Raw genomic sequence first — 273 nt, 5'->3', positions numbered from 1 at the left:
TCTACGACCTGACCAGGGCCGTCAACGACGGCGCGACGTGCCGGTATTCGTGGAGCCGCGGTTGGTGAAGGTCGCGTTCGCCGAGGACGTCACGCCCGAGGATCTCGACCGGGCCGCGGACGAGGCCACCGTTGGCCTGGACGATGTCGAGCGGGAGCGGCTGGAGAAGGCGGTCGCGGTGATCAACGCCGTCTACGGGGCGCCGGCCCGGCTGGCGACGCTCGCCGCCGACATCGTCGCCCACTGGGAGGTTCGCCGGGAGCGGATGCGTCC

General features: G+C 71.8%; 1 pseudogene. It reads left to right on the top strand.

Going from position 1 to position 273, the window contains the following annotated elements:
- Window positions 1–273, top strand: a pseudogene (locus BN358_RS10520) (hypothetical protein); the annotation flags it as partial.

The sequence above is a fragment of the Sedimentibacter sp. B4 genome (genome assembly GCF_000309315.1).
GTDB lineage: Bacteria > Bacillota > Clostridia > Tissierellales > Sedimentibacteraceae > Sedimentibacter > Sedimentibacter saalensis.
Note: the sequence above shows the minus strand (reverse complement) of the source record. Positions and strands in the feature narration are given on the sequence as shown.